Source organism: Micromonospora sp. NPDC005252, from assembly GCF_042872475.1.
In the GTDB taxonomy this organism is placed as follows: domain Bacteria; phylum Actinomycetota; class Actinomycetes; order Mycobacteriales; family Micromonosporaceae; genus Micromonospora.
On record NZ_JBIAKN010000005.1, the window covers coordinates 116,888 to 133,836 of the forward strand.

15 protein-coding genes and 1 pseudogene are annotated in these 16,949 nt (G+C 72.8%); 9 read left to right on the forward strand and 7 right to left on the reverse strand.

Features of this window, described 5'->3' with window-relative positions; translation table 11 throughout:
• Positions 1-104 precede the first annotated feature (104 nt).
• A complete protein-coding gene (locus tag ACFYPH_RS16615) occupies positions 105-1,151 on the reverse strand; it encodes a B12-binding domain-containing protein (protein WP_387182549.1) in 1,047 nt (348 codons plus the stop codon).
• Positions 1,148-2,908, reverse strand: a complete 1,761-nt coding sequence (locus ACFYPH_RS16620; protein ID WP_363939983.1) for a PP2C family protein-serine/threonine phosphatase — start codon at positions 2,906-2,908, stop codon at positions 1,148-1,150. The genes ACFYPH_RS16615 and ACFYPH_RS16620 overlap by 4 nt, the downstream gene beginning before the upstream one ends.
• Before the next feature lie 279 nt (positions 2,909-3,187).
• On the opposite strand from ACFYPH_RS16620, the gene ACFYPH_RS16625 reads away from it, so the two are divergent.
• Positions 3,188-3,514, forward strand: a complete 327-nt coding sequence (locus ACFYPH_RS16625; RefSeq protein ID WP_354861676.1) for an STAS domain-containing protein — start codon at positions 3,188-3,190, stop codon at positions 3,512-3,514.
• A 58-nt stretch (positions 3,515-3,572) separates the two neighbouring features.
• On the forward strand, positions 3,573-3,917 hold the full coding sequence (locus ACFYPH_RS16630) for an STAS domain-containing protein (protein WP_354861678.1): 345 nt from the start codon (positions 3,573-3,575) through the stop codon (positions 3,915-3,917).
• A gap of 110 nt (positions 3,918-4,027) precedes the next feature.
• On the opposite strand, the gene ACFYPH_RS16635 is transcribed toward ACFYPH_RS16630, so the two are convergent.
• Positions 4,028-4,342, reverse strand: coding sequence for a hypothetical protein (locus ACFYPH_RS16635; protein ID WP_387182554.1), 315 nt, complete (start codon positions 4,340-4,342; stop codon positions 4,028-4,030).
• 200 nt (positions 4,343-4,542) lie between these two features.
• On the opposite strand from ACFYPH_RS16635, the gene ACFYPH_RS16640 reads away from it, so the two are divergent.
• The 4 genes from ACFYPH_RS16640 (at position 4,543) to ACFYPH_RS16655 (ending at position 7,921) form a co-directional block, all read left to right on the forward strand.
• On the forward strand, positions 4,543-5,517 hold the full coding sequence (locus ACFYPH_RS16640) for a DUF2267 domain-containing protein (RefSeq protein ID WP_355136949.1): 975 nt from the start codon (positions 4,543-4,545) through the stop codon (positions 5,515-5,517).
• A 130-nt stretch (positions 5,518-5,647) separates the two neighbouring features.
• Complete coding sequence (locus ACFYPH_RS16645) at positions 5,648-6,430, forward strand: fused MFS/spermidine synthase (RefSeq protein WP_355069010.1); 783 nt, start codon at positions 5,648-5,650, stop codon at positions 6,428-6,430.
• A gap of 252 nt (positions 6,431-6,682) precedes the next feature.
• On the forward strand, positions 6,683-6,811 hold the full coding sequence (locus ACFYPH_RS16650) for a hypothetical protein (protein WP_355136945.1): 129 nt from the start codon (positions 6,683-6,685) through the stop codon (positions 6,809-6,811).
• Between the two features lie 552 nt (positions 6,812-7,363).
• On the forward strand, positions 7,364-7,921 hold the full coding sequence (locus ACFYPH_RS16655; RefSeq protein ID WP_387183158.1) for a hypothetical protein: 558 nt from the start codon (positions 7,364-7,366) through the stop codon (positions 7,919-7,921).
• 55 nt (positions 7,922-7,976) lie between these two features.
• On the opposite strand, the pseudogene ACFYPH_RS16660 reads toward ACFYPH_RS16655, so the two are convergent.
• Positions 7,977-8,735, reverse strand: a pseudogene (locus ACFYPH_RS16660) (ice-binding family protein); the annotation flags it as partial.
• A 385-nt stretch (positions 8,736-9,120) separates the two neighbouring features.
• On the opposite strand from ACFYPH_RS16660, the gene ACFYPH_RS16665 reads away from it, so the two are divergent.
• The gene (locus tag ACFYPH_RS16665; protein WP_354862903.1) at positions 9,121-10,266 is read left to right on the forward strand and encodes an AI-2E family transporter; all 1,146 of its coding nucleotides are present in this window, start codon (positions 9,121-9,123) and stop codon (positions 10,264-10,266) included.
• Positions 10,267-10,289: 23 nt separating this feature from the next.
• Here the strand turns inward: ACFYPH_RS16665 and ACFYPH_RS16670 are convergent, their stop codons facing one another.
• A complete protein-coding gene (locus ACFYPH_RS16670) occupies positions 10,290-11,591 on the reverse strand; it encodes an NAD(P)/FAD-dependent oxidoreductase (RefSeq protein ID WP_355069016.1) in 1,302 nt (433 codons plus the stop codon).
• Positions 11,592-11,645: 54 nt separating this feature from the next.
• A complete protein-coding gene (locus ACFYPH_RS16675; protein ID WP_387182559.1) occupies positions 11,646-13,799 on the reverse strand; it encodes a glycogen debranching N-terminal domain-containing protein in 2,154 nt (717 codons plus the stop codon).
• Positions 13,800-13,918: 119 nt separating this feature from the next.
• Between ACFYPH_RS16675 and ACFYPH_RS16680 the strand changes: the two genes are divergently transcribed.
• On the forward strand, positions 13,919-15,367 hold the full coding sequence (locus ACFYPH_RS16680; RefSeq protein WP_387182562.1) for a M20/M25/M40 family metallo-hydrolase: 1,449 nt from the start codon (positions 13,919-13,921) through the stop codon (positions 15,365-15,367).
• A gap of 100 nt (positions 15,368-15,467) precedes the next feature.
• On the opposite strand, the gene ACFYPH_RS16685 is transcribed toward ACFYPH_RS16680, so the two are convergent.
• Entirely contained in the window at positions 15,468-16,019 is a 552-nt protein-coding gene (locus ACFYPH_RS16685; protein WP_354862659.1) for a GNAT family protein, read from the reverse strand.
• A gap of 167 nt (positions 16,020-16,186) precedes the next feature.
• Between ACFYPH_RS16685 and ACFYPH_RS16690 the strand changes: the two genes are divergently transcribed.
• Positions 16,187-16,918, forward strand: coding sequence for a VOC family protein (locus ACFYPH_RS16690; protein ID WP_354862657.1), 732 nt, complete (start codon positions 16,187-16,189; stop codon positions 16,916-16,918).
• Positions 16,919-16,949 lie beyond the last annotated feature (31 nt).

Here is a 16,949-nt window from a genome sequence, read left to right on the forward strand (position 1 = left end):
TCTCCCCCTCGCTCCACCGGTTGGGTGGGACGTTTGCAGTCCGGCAAGTATACGCAGGGGGGTACGACGGTCCGCAGCGCGTGGTGATCGTCCGGGGGTGGTCCTCAGCCCGCGGAACGGGACGCGGAGACCAACCCGGCACGGCTGCGCGCCAGCGCGTGCGACGCGCGGGGAAAGTCGCGCAGCACGGCGGCGTAGTGCGCCAGGGTCAGGGCGACCGCGCTGGCCGGCACACCCCGACTCGTCAGGATCTCCACCAGCCACTTGACGAACTCGGTGAACAGCGAGGCGTCGTCGACGTAGAGCGAGGCGGCCAGCGAGTCCAGGATGTGCCCCAGGTCGCTCACCGTCGAGTCGAGCTGGGCGGCCGTGTACCCGCGGGTCGCCGGCACCCGTTCGCGCAGGTCGGTAAGCGCGCTGTCGATCAGCTCACCCCTGCGGCGGACGAGACTCGCGTACTCGTCGTCGGCCAGGTGCCCGAGCTGCGCCGCCGGCACCCGCCGCACCGCCCGCTCGTCGGCGATCAACTCCGCCGCCGCCGGCGCGTCCGGCGCCCAGGCCGCGCCGAGCCGGGCCGCCCACCGGCCGTCCGCGCCGAAGCCACGCCCCCCGACCACGACCGGCACGTCCGAACGCCGACACGCCTCGATCATCCGGTGGGCGTGCGGCAGCCGCATCGGCAGCGCGCAGGCCAACGCGACCGCCTGCGCGTCGTGCCGGTGCAGGTACGACACCAGGTGCGCCGCCGGCACGCTGGCGCCCAGGAAGGTCACCTGCCAACCGCGCAGCCGCAGCACCTCGGCCACCAGCCGGGGCGGCAGCGCGTGCCACTCGCCGTCCATGCAGGCCACCACGATCCGCCCGCCGGTCGGACGCGGGTTGGCGTGCGTCGCCACCGCGGCCACCACCCGCTCGCTGACGTGGGTCGCCGCGTGCTCCTGGGCCACGCTCCACTCGTTGCGAGCCCACCGCTCACCCACCTCGGCCTGGGCCGGCGCGACCACGTCGAGCAGCACCCGCTCCGGCGGTACGCCCGCGTCGAGCAGACCGAGCGCCACGTCGATCGCGGCGTACTCGTCGGCGTCGGCGAGGCAGGCCAGGTAGCCGGGGTAGGCGTCGGCCAGGCTTGTGGTCGTGGCGGGGGCGGTCACGCGGGGCTCTCCCTCTGCTCGTCGGCGCTCGTCGACGTGGGCACCGCGTGCAGGTGCCGCGCGCCTCGCCCGCCCGGGCTGACCGCGCGCAACGCCAGCACCGCGATGTCGTCGTGGTCGCCGTGCCCCAGCCAGTCACAGGTGACCTGCTCGACGCGTTCGGCCAGGGCCGGCGCCGGCATCCGCTGGCAACCGGTCAGGGCCGTGAGCAACCGCTCCGCGCCGAACTGCTCGTCGCCGCGGCGGCCCCCGCGGGCCTCGGTCACGCCGTCGCTGTAGAGCAGGCAGGTCTCGCCCGGCGCCAGCCGCACGGTCACCTCACCGACGCGCGGGTCGGGCACCACCCCGATCAGCATGCCGCGCAGCGGCACCGACTCGACCTCGCCGGACGTACGCAGCACCAGCGGCGGCAGGTGCCCACCCCCGGCCATCGTGAGGGTGACGCCGCCGTCGCGCTGCGGACGGGCCACGCCGAGCACGATGGTGGCGAAGCGGCCCTGGCCGTGCGCCTGGGTCGTCTCCAGCAGCGCGTCGTTGAGCAGTCGCAGCAGCCGCCCGGGGTGCGACTCCACCCGGTGCAGCGCCTGGAGGCACTGGCGGAGCTGGCCGGTGAAGACCGCCGCCTCGACGCCCTTGCCGGAGACGTCGCCGAGGAAGAACACGCAACCGCCGTCGGCGAGCCGGTGCGAACCGTAGAAGTCGCCGCCGATCCGCAGCCCCGCCTGGGCCGGGCGGTACGCGGTGCCCCACTGCACACCGGCGGTCTCGGTCGGCTCGACCGGCAACAGGCTGGCCTGCAGGGTGTCGGCGACCTCGGCCTGGTCGCGGTAGAGCAGAGCGGTGGTCAGCGCCGCGCCGGCCCGGGCCGCGAAGGCACGAATCAACCCGACGTCGTCCTCGTCGTACCACCGGCTGGAGCGGCGGGCGACCAGCAGCACCCCGACGGGGGCGTCCCGGCCGGGCAACGGCACGACCCGGGCAAGGCTGTCGGCACTCGTGAGGCCGGGCAGCCAGCCGGCGTCGACCGCCTGCTCCACCAGCCAGTCGAGAGTGTGCGGCTCGACCCCGGTCAGTCCTTCGGCGATCGCGGCCGGCAGGGCGGGGCCAACGAGCACGCCGCTGTCGATCGTTGGCGTCTCGTCGGCGGCCCGGGAGGCCCGCCACCACCGGGCCCGCCCCACGCGCGGCGCCAGCACCAGCACGGCCACCTCGGCGAGGGTCGGCACGGCGAGGCGGACGACCGCCGCGGCGGCCCGGTCCGGGTGCAGCGGGTTGCCCAGCTTGTCGCCCACCACGGCCAGGAACGCCGAGCGGGCCCGCTCGGCGAGCAGCGCGTCGGCACGGCTGACGCTCTCGGTGACGTCCTCCACGTACCAGCAGCATCGACCGGCGGAGAGGGGCACCTGGCGGGCGGTGAGCCGACGACCGAGGTGGGTGAAGCCTCCGGGGCTCCCCTCGCCCAGACCCGGAACGCCGGACGCGGCCAGCGAAACACCGGGGACCACCTCGGGCAGCAACCGCTCGGCCACCGGGCTGACGTGTCGGACGACGCCGTCGGCGTCGCAGACCACAAGGCCCTCGCGGAAGTGCTCGACGACCTCGGACCAGTCGGGCGCGGCCCGATCACGGTCGGGGGCCAGCGGCGGCAGCGCGGTGCTCGGCCAGGACGGCGCGTCGGCGGACCACGCCGTGGTCCGTGTGGTGCTCGGCGTGGAGATCCGTCCGTCGTCGGTGTCCCTGACGTCGGAAGCAGTCACCAGCTGAGCCTCACTCCTTGTCGTCCACCCGAACCCGCACCGGAACCGGCCTCTGTGGTCAAATCTCTCCGGCCACCCTACGCCGGTCGGCCGCGACCGGCATCCCACGGCAGGTCGCGGGCCCTCGGTCGCGTACCGGGCGGACCCGCCCGACGGTTGTTACGATCCCTTCGCACCGGCTGGAACCGCCGTGTGCGGAAAGGCGTGATCGTGCCATCGGACGGGCGGGGCCCCGAAGCGAACCAGCTGAGCATGTCCGTCGATCGGTCCGATCCCGACATGCCCCTGATCCGCGTGGGCGGCGACCTGGCGTACCTGACCGCGGCGCCGCTGCGCGCCGAGGTCGACCGGGTCCTCGCCGAGGCGCCGCGCGGCATCGTGCTGGATTTCGCCGACCTGGTCTTCATCGACAGCAGCGGTCTCGGCGTGATCGTGCACGCGTGGCGGGAGGGCCAGGAGGTCGGAACGACGCTGCGACTGCGGGCGGTCCCCCGCTTCCTGGCGACGATCCTGGACATCACCGGGGTGGCGGCGCTGCTCGACCGGCCGCTGCCGGCGACCAGTACGGTCGGCCCCGGCTCGCAGCAGTCCGCCGCCAGCGCGTGACCCGGCGGCTCGCGGCCCTGCGGTTTGCGTTCCGCCGCTGGACTGGGAAAATGGTGGAATGTCCCACCAGCTGTTGACCATCGAGGTGACCCGGCTCGCAGCCGGTCACGTCCGGCTGCGGCTGACCGGCGAGCTGGACTACGACACCGCTCCGGAGTTGGTCGCCGCCGCGGCCGAGCTGCACGGCGAGCAGCACGTGACGATCGACCTGGCCGGGGTCGGCCTCTGCGACTCGTCGGGCCTCAGCGCCCTGCTGGTGGTGCGCCGGGGCGTCGGGGCGATCCGGCTGACCGGGGTCAGCGCCCGACTCCAGCAGATGCTGGACCGCACCGGGCTCACCGAGCTGCTGGCCGTGGAGAACACCGTCGCCGTCGACGGCGCCAATCTGCGCGCCCTGGGCTGACGGCCGCACCCACCCACCGCCGGGTCGCCATCCCTGAAACGGGTCACCATCCCCGAGAAAGGGGGGTGGCCCCCGACCCTGGGACCTGGGGTCGGGGGCCGGAGAAATGTCTAGGGCGCGGTCATCGGCTGGAGCCGGGGGCCGGCGTCGCGCAGTTCGATGCCCGACGGAGGTTCGATGTCGTCGGGTTCCCCCGAGTCGGGCGTCTGGTACAGGTAGCGGACAAACTCCCCATCGGCCTCGTTGTCGTCCGCACCCGGCCACTGGCCGATGCAGTCCATTCCGACCACTTCCCGGCCGGTTCCGTCGGCCTCCTCCAGCAACGCCCACAGGCTCACCGGGTAGCACCGGGTGGCGTCGGGCGCGAGTTGCCACCGGGCGTACCAGCCAGGTCGAGCGGGAACGATCTCGACGATCCGTTTCATGACGACCTTCCTTCCGCGTACCTCGGAAGAACTGTGGTCCTGCCCCGATCCTGCCGGCCGCACGGGTGAGCACCCCTCACCCCGGCCGGATGAAGCCTCATCGACGCTCAGCCCTACCCGGCCGGCGGCGTCCGTTTCGGCTCCGGGGCGGCGGGAACGCGACGGGCGCAGGATCGATCCCCAGCGGAAGGGGCGTCACCATGCGCAAGCAGATGGAGGGCGACAACCAGCGCCGCCGGGCGCTGGCCCGGCAGGCCCGCGAACAGGGCAGCCAGCCCAGTCAGTTCGGCGCGAGCCTGAGCGCCTCCAAGCAGCTCACCAGCCTGGACCAGGGCAAGCGGACCGGCCCAGCGCCGGCCGGACGGCACAAGCCGGACACCACGCGTGGTGGACCGGCCCCGCCGTCGAGGGGCAACGCGGACAATCCGCGCCCGCAGCCGCCACCCGGCGGCGCGGCCGGGGTGAACAGCGTCGGCTACCACGACCTGGTCGACGACGTCCGACGCCGCTCCGGCGTCGACTTCTCGACGGCCAAGGTGGGCGCCGAGGCGACGGTGCTGGTGCTGGCCTTCGCGCTGGACGCGGCGGAGCGGCAACGGCTGCTCGCCGCCGTGCCGAACTCGCTGCACGACGTCCTGCCCGTGGACGGCATCAAGCGGCACCGGGACCTGCCCGGCTTCCTGGCCGAGGTGGGCCGGATCAGCGGAAATTCGCCGGAGCAGGCCCGCTACCAGGCCGAGGCGACGCTCGCCGCGCTCGCCGACCAGGACGGCGACCTGGTCGAGTCCCTGCACGTCCCCGACGGCCTGCGGGAGCTGCTGAACCCGCCAGCGGCCGGCGGCGGCATCGTGGGCGCCTCCACCACCACACCCACGCTGGACGAGGCCCAGCTCCGGGCGGCGCTGGACGACCTGCCGTACTGGGCCGGTGACAGTACCGGCCTGTACCGCGTGATCGCGCTGCCGCCGGACAACCTGGACCGGGTGCTCGCCCGGCTGGACCGGCTGCGCGAGGAGACCGGGCGTGGCCCGAGCATCGGGCGACCGGGCGGCACGGCCGCCGTGCTGACCGTGCGCACCAACCAGGCCGACGGGGTGACCGCGCTCGACGTGGACCTCGCCCACTCGATCGACGACGCCATCGACGAGGTGGGCGCCGGGATGGCCAGCGGCTGACCGCCGCAGACGGCGCACGCGGGCCGGCGCACGCGGGTACCTCCCGCGCCGCCGGCCCGTCGGGCGCGGTATGCGACCCGTCCGCCCACCGGCGGTTCGGGCCCGCGAGCCGCTCGGTTAGCGTGCCGTCATGAAGCGTGCCGCCGACCGGTTGGAGCTGGTCGCCGATCCGGTCCGCCGAACCGGACGGACGCTGCTCTCCGCCGGCGTCGAGCAGTCGTACGTGGATGTCGAGGATCCCCGGCACCTGCACTTCGAGTACGTCCGGCGGATCGCCTCGGCGGTGGAGCTGGCCGCCCCGGCGGGCGTACCGCTGAGCGTGCTGCACCTCGGCGGCGGTGCGTTGACGCTGCCGCGCTGGCTCGCCGCGACCCGGCCGGGTTCCGCGCAGCGGGTCGTCGAGCGGGACCCGGCTGTGGTCGAGCTGGTCGCCCGGGAACTGCCGCCGCTGCCGCCCGAGGTGCGGGTCGAGGTCGCCGACGCCCGGGACGCGGTCACGGCCGCCGCGTCCGACGCGTACGACCTGGTGATCGCCGACATCTACCGGGCGGCCCGAATGCCCCGCCACGTACGCAGCGTGGAGTTCGCGGCCGAGGTGGCCCGTGTCCTGCGCCCCGGCGGGCTCTATCTGGTCAACGTCACGGACCTGCCGCCACTGGTCGGCACCCGGGTGCAGGTGGCGACGCTGCGGGCGGTCTTCGGCGACGTCTGCGTGTTCGGGGACCGCCGGATGCTGCGCGCCCGGCGCTACGGCAACCTGGTGCTCGCCGCGACGCACCGCCCCGGCGGTCTGCCGGTCGGCCGGCTCGCGGCGGCGGCGCTGCGCGACCCGATCCCCGGCGGGCTGCTGCACGCCGCCGCGCTCGACACGTTCGTCGCCGGCGCCCACCCGTTCACCGACGCCGACGCCTAGGCCGTGTCTTCAGAGGTTTACAACGATCGGAGTAGCGCGGCGATTGTGACGGTGGCCTGGAACGAGGTCGCGGTCTTGTCGTAGCGGCGGGGCCGCCGGCGGATGCGGGCCTGGCAGACCGATCCGTCCGCGCCGCCCGTGGTGTTGCTGCGCTCCCCGGCGGAGCTGGACCTCTGGCTGAGCGGGCTGCCCCGTCAGTGAGGACGGGCGGATCCTCGCCTCCTGACGGCCGCCGAACTGAGAGGACCGAGGATGAAGTCGACGGAGACACCGGTACGCGACCAGATCACCGCCTTCCTGCACGGCTACGCGCGGGCCGTCGAGGCCGGCGACAACGGCGCCGTTGCCGCGAGCTACAGCCGAGACGTACATCGAGGGTGACCCGGGCAGGGCGGCGGTCGTCATCAACGACGCCGGGTACCGGGCCGTTCTCGACGAGCGCCACACGCCAATGACCGAGCAGTTTGGTCTGACCGTTCTGGACGTTCGCGATCTCGCACCGGGGGTACGTCCTCGTACCGACCCAGTGGACGTTGGACTTCGCGCCGCCGCAGGGCAAGGCCGGCAGCCCGCGGTTCGCACAGACCTACGTGGTGCCCCTGCGACCGCGACCGGCCACAGATCCTGCTCGACCTCCCGCACGAGCGCGAGGACGACGTCATGCGGGAGCTGGGGCTCACCGGCTGACCGTCCATGGCGAATACGTCGTCGGCCCGCCCCCCGGTGGGGAGCGGGCCGACGACGTGAGGTGGCCCGGCCGGGATCACACCGGCCGGGCCACCGATCAGGACTCCAGGCGTCGACGCCGGGCGAGGAAGAACGCGACCGCGCCCAGGACGACCATCACACCTCCGACGCCGGTCATGGCCGGGACCACACCGCCGCCGGTGACCGGCAGGATGGGTTGCTTGCCGCCACCACCAGGTTTGCCGGGTGCGCCGGGGCTGCCAGGCGCGCCAGGGCTGCCGGGTGCTCCGGGAGGTCCGGACGGACCAGGTGCGCCGGGGCTGCCCGGTGCGCCCGGACTACCGGGTGCTCCGGGTGCTCCGGGGCTACCGGGCGCCCCCGGACTACCGGGCGCCCCCGGACTACCGGGCGCCCCCGGACTACCAGGTGCGCCGGGGCTACCAGGCGCTCCCGGACTACCAGGCGCTCCCGGACTACCAGGTGCGCCGGGGCTACCAGGCGCTCCCGGACTACCAGGCGCTCCCGGACTACCAGGCGCTCCCGGACTACCAGGCGCTCCCGGACTACCAGGCGCTCCCGGACTACCGGGCGCTCCCGGGCTACCAGGTGCGCCGGGGCTACCGGGCGCTCCCGGGCTACCAGGTGCGCCGGGGCTACCGGGCGCTCCCGGGCTACCGGGCGCTCCGGGGCTACCGGGTGCTCCGGGACTGCCGGGCGGGCCGGACGGGCCGGGTGGGCCGGTGGGCCCGGGTGGGCCGGTCGGTCCAGGCGGGCCCGTCGGCCCGGCGCAGATCGGTGCGGTGATGACGTTGGTGTCGAGGGTGACGGCGGCGGTGCGCGCCAGCGCGCGGCCCTGGAGGGTCGCGCCCGTGGCCATCGTGATCGCGGCCTGAGCCATGATGGTGCCCACGAAGGTGGTGCCGGTGCCGATCGTCGCCGAGCTGCCGATCTTCCAGAACACGTTGCAGGCCGACGCCCCGTTGGTCAGGACGACGCTGCTGTTCGACGCCGTCGTCAGCGAGGAGTCGACCTGGAAGATGAACACGGCCGACGGATCGCCCTGGCCGTCGAGCGTCAACGCTCCGGTCAGTTGAGCGGCCCCGATCCGGTAGACCCCTTCGTTGAGTGTGTTGCCACCCAACTCCGCCGGGAGGTTGGTGAACGGGGTCCGGCCGGCGGCGTCGTTGAAGGCGATGGTCAGGTCGCTCTGAGCCTGGAGCGCCACCGCGTCGCCGAGGTGCACCTCCCCGCCGATGGTGGCCGTTCCGAAGCCGGACGCGGTGCTCCCGGGGAACCGCCCGAGGCTCTGGGCCAGAAAGCTGGGGCCGGTGTTGGTGGGCTCCGCTCCGGCCAGGACGGAGAAGTCGGCCGCCGTCCCCAGGTTGACCGGTGCTTCCTGCGCGTTTGCGGCGGTCGAGCTGAAGAGCAGCAGGCTGGCTGCCACCGTGGCGGCTGCGCCAGCGGCGAGCGACGGCAGGACCACCCGCCGCCGTAGCCAATTTTTGGGTTTAGCTGTCACAGAACACCCTCCGTGGGTACTACTCGCAGGAGACGTCGAACGAGCGGCGTCCTGCGTGAAACGGCCTGAATGGCGCCGATGAAGCGCGCTGATCACCACATCACGTCAGGTGTCCCAATGAGGGCAAATTGGAACAATAGCCCAAATCCATCCATCTGGATCGGACTGACATTCGCATTCGCAATTCGCCGGTTCTGGGAGTAGCGGGCGGGGCGCGTGGCCCGACCAACCTCCTGTGGAAGATCCGGGCCGGGGCGGCGTGGCGTGACATGCCCGCCCGCTACGGGTCCTGGCAGTCGATCTACACCCCGTCGAACGCTGCTTCGACCGGCTCAAGCAGTGCCGCAGCGTCGCGACCCGCTACGACAAGACCGCGACCTCGTTCCAGGCCACCGTCACCATCGCCGCGCTGCTCCAATGGTTGTGAACCTTCGAAGACACGGCCTAGGCCGGCCTGCGCGTCCGCATTGCCGGGTTTCCGACGGTGCGCGCGGGGAAGGCCCGGCGGGTGAGCAACGCCGACAATCGGGCCACCGCCCGCCGGGCCCTGGTCGTGATCGGTCTGGTGCTGGCGACCGCGCTCGCGCTGGCCTTCGTGTACGCGACCCGCCGGGTGCTGGTCTGGGCCGTGGTGGCCGCCTTCTTCGCGGTCGCGCTCAAGCCGTCGGTGGACTGGCTGCAACGCCGGTTCGTGCGGCGGCGGGCGGTGGCCACGCTGCTCGTGTTCCTCACCGCGTTCGTCGTGCTGGCGGTCCTCGCCACGGTCATCCTGGTGCCGCTGCTCGACGAGCTGGGCCGGTTCGCCGATCGGGGGCCCGAGCTGCTGCGCGACGCGCGCGCCGGGCGCGGCCCGGTGGGCCAGCTCCTGGAACGCACCGGGGCACGACGCTACGTCAGCGAGCACTCCGACCAGCTGCGCGACGCCGGCACCCGGCTACGTCAACCCGCCGTGGGCGTGCTGCGCGGTGTCCTGCAGACGGTCGCGGGGCTGGTCACGGTCATCGTGCTGGCGTACCTCATGGTGTTGGAGTCGCCGCGGATCACCGGCAGCGTCCTCGCGGCGGCCGGGGACGGTGCGGGCGAGCGCCTGCGCCGGGTCGGCCGGGAGATGTCGCGGACGGTCACCGGCTACCTCACCGGCAACCTGCTGATCAGCGTGATCTGCGGGGTGCTGACCTTCCTGGTGCTGACCCTGACCGGGGTGCCGTTCGCGGGCGTGATCGCCCTGCTGGTGGCGGTGGCCGACCTGATACCGCTGGTGGGCGCGACGATCGGCGCGGTGATCGCCGCCGGCGCCGGGTTCCTGCACTCCTCCACCGCCGGAATCATCGTGCTCGTCTTCTTCGTCGTCTACCAGCAGGTCGAGAACCATCTGCTCCAGCCACTCATCCTGTCTCGTGCGGTGCGGCTCAACCCGCTGACCGTGCTGCTGAGCGTGCTGCTCGCGGCGGAGCTGGCCGGCTTGCTCGGCGCGCTGCTGGCCATCCCCGCCGCCGGCATCGTCCAGATCCTGCTGCGCGAGTACGGGCCGCGACGACTGAACCCGCCCCCACCGGCGGACCCCGGCGAACCGCCCCCGCCGGCCGTGCCACCACGTGGACCGGCCGGTCCCGCCACCTCGCGGGGCTGACCGGCCGGGTCGACGGGTTCCGCTCAGCGGCCGCGCACCGCGACCTCCGGCGACGTGCTCTCCAGCGGGACCGCGTTCGCCGGGACCAGCCCCAACTGCACGGCCGAGCGGGTCAGCGCGGCGTCGAGCACCCAGTCGGCCCCGACGCGGGTGCGGTTGCCCGGCATCGCCATCAGGTGGTACGCCCGGGTGACCGCCTTGGCCGGCAGCCCGGCCAGGTTGACGTGCAACGGGTTCGCGGCCGCGTCCTTGCCGCCCAGGTCGACCACCCAACCCAGATCGTGGTGCCTGTACGGCTTGCGCTGCCCGAAGCCGTACGACGCGGCGATGTTGTGCGCCACGCGCTTGCCCTGCCGCTGCGCGTGCTGGGCCGTCATGCCGCAGATCTGCCCCGGATTCACCAGGTCGGGCACGGCTGCGGCGTCACCGCAGGCGAAGACCTCCGGATAGCCGGGGACGTTGAGGTACTCGTCGGTGACCAGCCGGCCCTTCTCGGTGCGCAGGCCCAGCTCGTTGACGAACGGGTCCGGCCGCACCCCCACGCACCACACAAGCGTGCAGGTCGGCACGTACTCGCCGTCGGTGAGCTTGACGCCGTCGCAGGTCGCCTCGGCCACCGACGTGCCCATCCGCACGTCCACCCCCCGCCGGTTGAGCACCTTGTGCGAGGTGACGGACATCCGCTCGTCCAGCTCGGGCAGCACCCGGGGGGCGACGTCGAGCAGCATCCAGCGGGGCCGGACGGTCAGCCGGGGCCGCTGCGCGTGCAGCGCGTCGGTGAACAGCTGCCCGTGCGCGGCGACCTCGGTGCCGGTGTAGCCCGCTCCGACCACCACGAACGTGGAGCGGGCCTGCTGCTCCGCCGGGTCCTCGGCCTGCTCGGCCAACTCGACCTGGCGGACGATGTGGTCGTGCAGGTAGACGGCCTCGGGCAGGCCGCGGAAGCCGTGCGCGTACTCGGTGACACCCGGGATGGGCAGCAGCTTGTTGACGCTGCCCACGGCGAGCACCAGCCGGTCGTACGCCAGGCGGTTCTTCTCCCCCTCGGGCTGGGTGAAGCCGACCCAGCGGTTCTGCAGGTCGACGTGATCCGCCTCGCCGATCACCACCCGGACGCCCTTGAGGGTCCCGGTCAGCGGCACCGCGATGCGCCCGGGCTCGACCACCCCGGCCGCCACCTCGGGCAGCAGCGGCAGGTACAGGAAGTAGTCGGTGGAGTTCAGCACCACGATCTCGGCCCGGTCCCGGGCGATCCGGCTCAACGTCTTCGCCGCGTGGTAACCGGCGAACCCGGCCCCCACGATCACCACACGAGGTTTCGTCATTGCGGGCCGTTTCCCGTCGCAGCCCGGGACAAACGTCGAAGCGCAGGCGCGCGGTCAGCTGCGCTCGAGCCAGACGTGACCGTTGGAGCCCACCGCGTCCACACCCCACTCCTGACCGAAGGCCCGCACCCGGTTGGCCGAGATCCGGCCGACCTCTGGTGGAACCGCCGGGTCGAGCACGAGCCGACCCTCGACCGGGTTGAGCCCCAGCATCGCGCGGACCAGCGCCAGCGGCGTGCCGGACGCCCATGCCTGCGGGCTGCAGGCGGTGGGATATGGGACGGCGAACAGCAGCCGTTGCCGGTCGGACCCGCTGAGCGCCTCGGGCAGCCGGTGGTCGAACTGCTCGGCCGCGTCGATCATCGCCAGGCTGATCCGGTTCGCCTCCTTCCGGTAGCCGTAGCGGGCCAGGCCGAGCGCGATCAGCGAGTTGTCGTGCGGCCAGACCGTGCCCAGGTGGTAGCCGAAGGGCCCGTAGAGGCGTTCCTCGGCGGACAGCGTCCGAATGCCCCAGCCGGAGAACATGTCGGGCGACATGAGCTGGCGCACCACCGCATCCGCCCGCCCCTGCGGCACGATCCCGCTCCACAGCAGGTGACCCATGCTGGACGTCTTGGAGTCGACCACGTTCTTGTCGCCATCGAGGGCCACCGCGTAGTAGCCGCCCCGCTCGTCGATCCAGAAGTCCCGGTTGAACCGCTCGTACAGGGTGCCGGCCTCGTCGCGCAGCCGTGCCGCCAGGGTGGGGTCGCCCAGCGGGCCGTCGAACAGCTCGGCCAGCCGCACCTTGGCGTCGAAGGTGTAGCCCTGGATGTCGGCGGTTGCCAGCGGCAGCACCGGGATACGTCCGTCGGCGAAGCAGACGCCGTCCGGCGAGTCCCGCCAGCACTGGTTGCCCAGCCCCTCCGGGGACCGGGTGGCGTACTCCACGAAGCCGTCGCCGTCGCGGTCGCCGTACTCGTCGATCCACCGCAGCGCGGCCACCGCGTTGTCGCGCAGGTGCCGGACGGTCTCGTGGTCGGCGGTCCACCGCCAGTACTCCGAGAGCAGGATCAGCCAGAGCTGTGTGGCGTCGGCGGTGCCGTAGTAGGGGCCGTACGGCTTCTGGCCGGTACGGGTCAGCTCGCCGCTGCGGACCTCGTGCAGGATCTTGCCGGGCTCCTCGTCGGTGAAGTCGTCACAGGCGTTGCCCTGGAGTTTGGCGAGCGCGAGCAGCGTTCCCTTCGCCAGCGCCGGCCCGGCCACCAACGTCTGGTACGCGGTGATCAGCGTGTCCCGCCCGAAGAGGCTGAGAAACCAGGGCAGTCCCGCGCCGGGCAGCAGGATCCGCTGACCTTTGACCTCCAGTTCGAGCCGCAGCGCCGCCAGGTCGTCGCGGGACTGGCGGACGGTGCACTCCAGCGCCTGGCTGTCGCTGCGCAGCACGGCCCGGTCCTCGGTCCACCGGCGCAGCGGGTCTTCGGCCCGGCCTTGGACGACGTCGATGATGTCGCCCCGCACCGGTTCGACCACCCCCGGGCCCGGCGACAACGGCACCTGCAGGTCCACCAGCCAGTTGTCGCGCGGACGCAGGTGCAGGTCCCAGACCAGATCGTCCCCCTCGATCCGGTCCGCCGGGGTCGCGCAGCGCACCCGGGTCTCGGCGGTGAAGTCTCCGTTGCGGTAGGAGAAGCACAGCTCGGAGCCGTCGGCGGCGTGGTTGCGGACGATCTGCGCGGAGCGGTCCCGGACCACCGACTTGACCTCGAACAGGTCGGCGAAGTCCACGTCGACGGCCAGCCGCAGCTCCACCCGGACCGGCTCGGTCTGGTACGACACCATCTCCAGTCGCTCGTGGAAGCCGTCGCCGATGTAGCGCAACCGCCGGATGGCGAGACCGTTCGACGGCAGCCCGGGCAGCTCCGGGTTGGTGAGCACGTACTGCGCGGAGTAGTGCTCGAGGGTCTTGGCCCGCAACACCAGCAGCTGACCGCCGTTGACGGTGAGGGTCCAGCCGCTGATCAGGCGGGTGTCCAGGTGCACGAGCCCGCCGATGCTGCCCGGTGGCACGTCGCCGCGCGCGTCGGAGTACACAAACGTGGGGCCGCTGAGCACGGCGATCGAGTTGGGACCCAACTCGGGTGGCATCGCCCGCTGGTCGCCACTCACCCCCGTCGCGGGAGCCGTGCCGACGTGCGGGTTGGCGGGGGTCGCGCGTACGACAGCCATGACACCCACCGTAGGAACGACGGCCACGGAGTGTCATCACCCGGTCCGGGTGAAAGCTCACGCGACATCCACGTCTAGCGATATGGACAAACGTCACTATCGATGGGCAGGATGCCGTAATGGGATCAGACGACACCGGCGAGCGGCCCACGAGGCCGACCCGCCGCACCTTCCTGTCCGCCTCCGCCGCCGCCACCGCGGCGACCGCCGCCACCGTCGCGGTGCCCTCGCTGGCCGCGCCCGCGGCCGCCGACCCCGTCCCCGCCGGCCCCGGGCACCCGGCGCGCCCCCAACGCCCCGACCGTGAGCTGCGCGACCTGTTACGCCAGGTCGACCCACGCCGGATCGAGGCGATCGTGCGTCGGCTGGCCGCCTTCGGCACCCGGCACACCCTCTCTGACCAGGACGACCCCCAGCGGGGCATCGGCGCCGCCCGGGACTGGATCTTCGCCCGTTTCCAGGAGTACGCGGCCACCTCCGGTGGCCGGATGACCGTCGAACTCCAGTCGTACGTGCAGCAGCCCGCCTCGCGGATCCCCACCGCCACCCGGATCACCAACGTGGTGGCCACCCTGCGCGGCGTGACCTCGCCGAACCGCACCTACGTCGTGACCGGCCACTACGACTCGCGGGCCACCGACGTGATGGACGCCGTCAGCGACGCGCCCGGCGCCGACGACGACGCCTCGGGCGTGGCCGTGGTGTTGGAGCTCGCCCGACTGATGGCCACCCGGCCGACGGCCGCCACTGTCGTCTTCGCCGCGGTCGCCGCCGAGGAGCAGGGCCTGTACGGCTCGGCGTACCTGGCCGCGCAGCTCAAGGCCGCCGGCGCGGACGTGCAGGGCATGTTCAGCGACGACATCGTGGGCAGCGGCACCGCCGACGACGGCACCCGCGACCCGTACGCGGTGCGACTGTTCGCCGAGGGGGTGCCGACCGCCGAGACACCGGCGGAGGCCACCACCCGGCAGTCCGTCGGCGGCGAGAACGACTCACCGTCGCGGCAGCTCGCCCGGTTCGTACGCGACGTGGCGGAGAACGACGCGACAGGCATGCGGGTGCGGGTGATCTACCGGCGGGACCGCTACCTGCGCGGCAGCGACCACATCTCGTTCCTGCGGGAGGGCTGGCCGGCGGCGCGGTTCACCGAGCCGAACGAGGACTTCGCCCACCAGCACCAGGACGTCCGCGTGCAGGACGGCCAGCAGTTCGGTGACCTGCCCGAGTTCTGCGACTTCGGGTACATCGCCCGGGTGGCGAGGGTCAACGGCGCGGCGCTGTGGTCACTGGCCCAGGCGCCCGGCACGCCCAAGGGCGCCATCATCGTGACCACCGACCTGACCAACAACACGACCCTGCGCTGGCAGCGCGGCGACGAGCCGGGCCTGGCCGGCTACGAGGTGGTGTGGCGCGAGACCACGGCCGCCGAGTGGCAGCGGGTGATCCCGGTCGGCGACGTCACCGAGGTCAGCATCGACCTGTCCAAGGACAACGTCTTCTTCGGCATCCGCGCGGTCAACCGAGCCGGCCTCCGCAGCCCGGTAGCCTTCCCCCGCCCCGGCAGCTGACCGCCCACCCCGCCCTCCCCCTTTCCCGCCCTCCGTCCCGTCCCGTTGATCAAGAGGTTTGCGTCACGACACGCCGGTGTCGGTGACGCGAACCTCTTGATCACGCGGGAGGCGGGGTGGGGGTGAGAGGTGGGGTGGGGGCGGTTATGGCCCAGCGTTCGTGGTCGCGCCACGCGCCGTCGATGAACAGGTAGTCCGGGGAGAAGCCCTCCAGGCGGAAGCCGAGCTTCCGGGCCACCCGCCGCGACGGTTCGTTGCCCGGCTGGATGTTCGCCTCCAGGCGGTGCAGCCCGGCTGTCGTGAACGCGTGGTCGATCACCAGCGCGACGCCCGTCGAGGCGTGCCCGGTGCCGCTGTACGGCTCGAACGCCGCGTACCCCAGGTAACCGCCGCGCAGCGCGCCCAGCACGATGCCGCTGATGTTCACGTAGCCGGCGATCGCGCCGCTGGCCCGGTCGCAGATCAGGTAGCCGGCGCTGTCCCGGCGACGGATGCGGCGCAGGTAGCGGTCGTACTCCTGCGGGGTCGCCGGCGCGGCCAGCCACGGGTGGTGCAGGTCCCGGCTGCGCAGGGCGGCCGCCACGAACTCGTCGACGTCGGCGGGTCGGGGTCGCCGGATGGCGGCGGGACCACCGCTGCGCAGGTATCTCACGGCGGACCACTCTGACCGACCGGCGCGGCCGTTGTCCAACCGGCCCGCCACCCGCTCCTGCGATCAGCGCGTCGGGACGTCGGTGCTCTCCCGGGGCAGCACCGCGTGTGGCGCGACGATCTCGGCGGTCGTTCGCACCGGCCGCGCGTCCGCATAGCATCGTCGGCATGGCAACGCGGCTGGTACAGATCAACATGAAGGCTCGGGACGACTCCGCCCTGGGCGGTTTCTGGGCAAAAGCGCTCGGCTGGGGAATCTCCAGCGAGGGCCCGGGTGTCACCAACCTCGAACCCGAGGGCTTCGTCTACCCCGATCCCGTCGCCGTCTGCGTCGACATCGTCGTCTCCCCGGAACCCAAGACGGTGAAGAACCGCGTGCACGTCGACCTGGCCACCACCTCGGCGGCCCACCAGGCGGAGGTGGTGGCGCGACTGAAGGGTCTCGGCGCGACGCTCGCCGACGTGGGCCAGGGCGACGTGCCGTGGACGGTCATGGCCGACCCGGAGGGCAACGAGTTCTGCGTGCTGGACTCGCTCTACGACGACACCGGACCGATCGCCTCGGTGGTTGTCGACTGCGCGGATCCGCGGGTCATGGCCCGTTTCTGGGGCGAGGCCATGGACTGGACCGTGCACAAGGTGACCGAGGACAGCGCGGTGCTGCGCTCGGCCAAGGGCGTGGGCCCCTATCTGCAGTTTCTCCGCACTCCCGACGTGAAGACGGTGTGGAACCGCGTCCATCTCGACGTCCGCCCCTATCCGGGTGACGACCTGGAGGCCGAGGCGGCCAGACTGCGGTCTCTCGGCGCCACCGCCGTCGACCTGGGCGACGGCGACGTGCCGTGGAAGGTCCTCGCCGACCCGGAGGGCAACGAGTTCTGCCTCCTTACGCCGAGCTGACCCACACCCTCGTCATCCGCGCGGCGCGTGC